Raw genomic sequence first — 3,777 nt, 5'->3', positions numbered from 1 at the left:
TCCTTTTTCTGCTTGATCATCTTGGTTTTGATGCCGTTGCGTTTAAGCGGGGACAGGTACTCCACAAACACCTTGCCCATCAGATGGTCCATTTCATGCTGGATGCAAACCGCCAGCATGCCTTCGGCTGCGTGCACCTGCAGCTTCCCGTCTAGATCCAGCGCCTGTACCTTGATGGCGGTAGAGCGTTCCACGCCGTCATAAATACCAGGCACCGACAGGCAGCCTTCGTCGCCCACGCGTGTTTCTTCGCTGGCCCAGACAATCTCGGGATTGATCAGCACCAGGGGCTGTGTCCGGTCTTCGCTGACATCAATCACGACCAGGCGCTCATGCACATCCACCTGGGTTGCCGCCAGGCCGATGCCCGCCGCTTCGTGCATGGTTTCGAGCATGTCGTCGACCAGCTTGCGCAGGCGCGCATCAACGGCCGCCACAGGCTTGGCAACGGTGTGGAGGCGGGGGTCGGGGTAACGAAGAATGGTTAACTGGCTCATGGAGGAAGGCTGGGCAATGGGTGAGATGTCGCTATTTTCGCCACTTTTCCCGGTTTTTCAGCATCCCGATATTCCCAGAATCGCGTAATCGTTGCTTAATCAAGGGCTTAGGTACAAAATCGTTAGTAATTTATCAAGATATAGAAGCGGCTTTTTCTGCCCGGTTCAGCCCGGATAGTGTCTGCCAGCCTCATAAAAGCACCGAGGGCCTACAGAGATGCAAACAATTTTTGGTCGTTTCAGTCAAATTTCAATGGCAACCGCAGCCCTTTTGGGCACTACTGTCGGCTTGCATGCCCAGAATTTTCCCATTACCCCGGCACAGAAGGCCACGGCCACCCAAGTGGCTCAAACCGGGGTTCCCCTCAGTGAACTGGCGCCCAATGCGCCTGACAACTACACCGTCAAGCGGGGCGACACGCTCTGGGCCATTTCCGGCATGTTCCTCAAGAGCCCATGGCGCTGGCCCGAACTGTGGGGCATGAACCTAGACGACATCAAGAATCCTCACCGCATCTACCCGGGACAGCAGCTCTACCTCGACAAGACCGGCGGCCGCGCCGTCTTGCGCACACGGCAGGCCTCCAGCGACGGCCCGCCGACAGACACCGTACGCGTTTCTCCGCGCACCCGCTTTGAAACCCTGGCAGACGCCTCCATTCCCACGATCGCGCCCAACCTGATCGAGCCCTTCCTGAATGAGGCCTTGATCGTCGACGAGGCCATGCTTTCCAATGCGCCCCGCATTGTGGCGGCCCAGGAAGGCCGCGTTCTGCTTAGCCGCGGAGATCGCGCCTATGCGCGCAGCCAATACGGCACCGGCAGCACCACCGGCAAACCCCTGAGCATTGAAAAAGGCGAACCGGTCAATTACCGGGTGTTTCGCAACGCAACGCCGCTGAAAGATCCGACGACCCAGGCGATTCTGGGCTACGAGGCGCAATACGTCGGCAAGGCGGAAATAGCACGCGGCGAATCGGTTGCGGAAATAGCCGGTAAAGACGGCAAGCCGCAATCCGAAATCGTGCCGGCGACGATCGACATCGTTGCTACCAAAGAAGAGATGCGGGTGGGGGACCGGCTGTTGGTTGAACCGCCACGCGAGTTGCTGAATTACATACCGCACGCGCCTTCTTCTGCCGTTGCCGGACAGATTGTGTCTATCTATGGAAGTGCCGTGACCAATGCTGCGGAGAACCAGGTCGTGGTCATCAATCGTGGCGCCAGGGATGGTCTGGAACGTGGCCATATCATGGCCATTCTCAAGGACGGCGCAAGATTGCAAGACAAGACCGACAGCAGCCGCCAGCAGATTAAACTGCCCAACGAGCGAAATGGCTTGTTGATGGTATTTCGCACTTTTGATGCCGTTTCCTATGCCCTCGTCCTGCAGATTACCGATGGCGTGAAGGTGGGGGATCGCTTCGTCAATCCCAATTAAACCGGCGGACAAGCAACGCACGAACTTGGGCAATCCGGGTCCATCGACATTCGAGACAAATACTCGAACTCGTTGACCCTGTCATTCTTTCAGCCCTGGCTATCACGTGGAAAAACATGAGCTCCAGGCCTGGTTGCGCCTGACCCTCTCAACGGGCATAGGAAATGAGAATTCCCGCAAGCTGCTAGCCGCTTTTGGATCCGTGCAGGCGATTTTTGACCAGAGTTCAGCCGCTCTGGAACAGTTGGGTTCGGAGAAATTGGCGCGCGCGCTCAGGGCAGAGCCTCCAAATCTGGCAGCCCAGCTGCAAATGACGCTGGACTGGTTGCAGGCCGGCGAGCACCGGCGGGTGGTCGCGATTGGAGATGCGGCCTACCCTGCGGCCTTGCTCGACATCGCCGATCCCCCGCTGATGCTCTACATRCTCGGCAAGCGTGCATCCCAGCCTCAGGCGTTATCGCCATCCCACGTGGCCCATATAGCCATCGTAGGCAGCCGCAACCCGACGCCGCAGGGCGAAGCTAATGCGCGCCAATTCGCCAAGGCCCTGGCCGGTGCCAAACTCTGCGTTGTGTCAGGCTTGGCCTTGGGTATCGACGGTGCGGCGCACGACGGCGCCATGCAAGCCGGCGGAGATACCATTGCCGTGGTGGGTACCGGACTAGACCGCGTCTATCCCAAAAAACATCTCGAGCTGGCGCACCGTATTGCCCAGCAAGGCATGATCATCAGCGAATTCCCGCTCGGCACGCCACCGCTGACCGCGAACTTCCCGAGACGCAACCGCATCATTTCCGGCCTGTCGCTGGGCACTCTTGTCATCGAGGCAGCGCTGCAGTCCGGCTCACTGATCACCGCGCGGCTGGCGGCCGAACAGGGCAAAGAAGTGTTTGCCATACCCGGCTCCATCCATTCGCCCCAGTCACGCGGCTGCCACGCACTGATCAAGCAGGGGGCCAAGCTGGTGGAAACTGCGCAGGACGTATTGGAGGAATTAAGTCTCCCTGCGCGGGGTGTGGCGCCGGCTGCAGCGGCATATACGCCAACAGAGAAAGAAACCGGTCTCCTGGTCGAGTCCCCCTCATCTACCGCCCTGATCGCCGCACTGGGATTCGACGTGGTGAGCCTGGACACACTACAGGCGCGAACCGGGATCGAAACAGCCATGCTGCAGGCGCAGCTACTTGAGCTGGAACTCGACGGACAGGTGTTCAGGCTTCCCGGCGGCCTGTTCCAGCGACGCGCTGACGCATAAACACCGCACTCTTTTCACCGGCTTGACAATGCTGCCGCCAACTGCGTTATATTGGACGCATGTTCGAAGTACTCGTGTACGTCTACGAAAATTACTGGCAAGGTGACGCTTGCCCCGAACTTCAGCGGCTCGGCCGCAAACTGACAGCGGCGGGTTTTGAGGCGGAAGAAATCCAGGCGGCCCTCGTCTGGCTCGACGGCTTGAATATCGCCGCCCAAGGCACGCAAATCAGTCTGCCGGCCAGTGCCCCGTCAGAGCTCACCGAGCCCGGTGCGCATCCGGTCATTCAGCCCCAATCCCCCGACAGCCTTCGCGTTTATTCGGTTGCCGAGCAAACACAACTCGGCGCACAGAGCCTGGGATTTGTGAGCTTCCTTGAGTCGTCCGGCGTATTGCCTCCGCACATGCGCGAGATTGTGATTGACCGTGCCATGGCGGCACCGGGCGACCCCGTCACGCTCGATGACCTGAAAATCATCGTATTGATGGTCTATTGGAGCTTCGGCGAAGAACCCGATGCGCTGGTTCTGGACGAATTGTGCGACGACGCGGAAGGTCGCCTTGCTCACTGAATAGCACTGCGG

Annotated in this window: 4 protein-coding genes; 3 read left to right on the top strand and 1 reads right to left on the bottom strand. The window is 59.2% G+C overall.

From position 1 onward, the window contains the following. Window positions 1-497, bottom strand: a 497-nt coding sequence (gene def / locus AC1D1X_RS18050; protein WP_477698811.1) for a peptide deformylase, incomplete at its 3' end; no start/stop codon positions are given. Between the two features lie 217 nt (window positions 498-714). Between def and AC1D1X_RS18045 the strand changes: the two genes are divergently transcribed. The 3 genes from AC1D1X_RS18045 to AC1D1X_RS18035 all read left to right on the top strand — a co-directional run bounded on the left by AC1D1X_RS18045 (window position 715) and on the right by AC1D1X_RS18035 (window position 3,765). After that, on the top strand, window positions 715-1,938 hold the full coding sequence (locus tag AC1D1X_RS18045; RefSeq protein ID WP_477670629.1) for a LysM peptidoglycan-binding domain-containing protein: 1,224 nt from the start codon (window positions 715-717) through the stop codon (window positions 1,936-1,938). A 106-nt stretch (window positions 1,939-2,044) separates the two neighbouring features. Next, window positions 2,045-3,193, top strand: coding sequence for a DNA-processing protein DprA (gene dprA / locus AC1D1X_RS18040; protein ID WP_477698810.1), 1,149 nt, complete (start codon window positions 2,045-2,047; stop codon window positions 3,191-3,193). A gap of 59 nt (window positions 3,194-3,252) precedes the next feature. Further along, entirely contained in the window at window positions 3,253-3,765 is a 513-nt protein-coding gene (locus AC1D1X_RS18035) for a Smg family protein (RefSeq protein ID WP_457282413.1), read from the top strand. Window positions 3,766-3,777: the final 12 nt, after the last annotated feature.

This window comes from Polaromonas sp. P1_G4 (assembly GCF_056405475.1).
The sequence above is the reverse complement of the archived record's forward strand: the minus strand, read 5'-3'. Positions and strand labels throughout refer to the sequence as shown.